Raw genomic sequence first — 1121 nt, 5'->3', positions numbered from 1 at the left:
ATTGCCGGCGAGACGCTGGAGAACTCTGCGACGGAGTCCACCGTCAACGACGGCAACGACGGTGGCCACCAGGATCCGGAAGGCGTCGACGTGCAGAACGAGGCAGGCGCGAACGAGAAGTAACCTCGTCGACAGAGAAGGGGGCGTGCCTGGCTGGGCGCCCCCTTCCCGCGTTGCTGAGACCTCCCGGCGCGGCGGCGGATGCCCACGACATTGTCCCGAGGAGGTCCGACTGCTACCGTTCGAGCGGAGCGGGGAACAGGAGGTCGACGGTCGAGCCGGCACCGGGGGCGGAGGTGATGCGAATGCTCCCGTCATGCGTGTTCACGATGCGTTCGACCACGGAGAGCCCGAGCCCGTGACCGGTGGAAGAACGTGCGTCCTGGCTCCGCCAGAATCGCTCGGTTGCGTGCTGGACCTCGTCGGGAGTCATTCCGCGGCCGGTGTCGGTGATCGAAACGACGATGGTGTGTTGGCTGGCCGTCGCCGCAACGGTGATCTTCCCGTCGTCGGGGGTGAACTTGATCGCGTTTTCGAGAATGTTGGAGATTGCGCGCACGAGAAGCACGGGGATCCCGTGGACCGTCACGCCTGGATCCGACCGTACGATGAGGCTCTGGTGCCGCACATTGTGTTCTACGGAGCGGATCGCTTCCCTGATCACCGTGTCGATGGGGACGGCCACGAACCGAGAACGAAGCTCTGCCGGCGCTTCCTGAGCGAGCAGGAGCAGGTCCTCGGTGAGATCGACGAGCACCTGGGTTGCGTCGAGGGTTGATGAGATCGACTGCCGGTACTGTTCTGCGGTGCGCTTTCGCTGGAGAGCGAGTTCGAGTTCGCCTCGGATGACTGTCAAGGGACTTCTGAGCTCGTGGGACGCGTCGTCAATGAAGCGTTGCTGCTGCTCGATGCTGCGTCTCAGTGGTGCCAGCGCGGCGCGGGCCATCCAGTAGCTGGTGAACGGCACGCTCACGCACAGAGCGCAGAACCCTGCGATCAGGGCGATTCGCAGATGCGAGAAAGCGAGTTCGACGGTGTTTGCCGCTGCGGGGCCGTCCTGAGTTGCCAGGTCTAGATCGAAAGTCCACGTGACGAACCAGTAGATTCCGGCCGCGAGGGTC

General features: G+C 64.1%; 1 protein-coding gene. It reads right to left on the bottom strand.

The window, feature by feature from the left end:
* Positions 1–235: 235 nt before the first annotated feature.
* Positions 236–1121, bottom strand: an 886-nt coding sequence (locus B7X32_RS20990) for a HAMP domain-containing sensor histidine kinase (RefSeq protein WP_292724198.1), incomplete at its 5' end; no start/stop codon positions are given.

The organism is Microbacterium sp. 13-71-7, from assembly GCF_002257455.1.
Classification (GTDB): domain Bacteria; phylum Actinomycetota; class Actinomycetes; order Actinomycetales; family Microbacteriaceae; genus Microbacterium.
The sequence above is the reverse complement of the archived record's forward strand: the minus strand, read 5'-3'. Positions and strand labels throughout refer to the sequence as shown.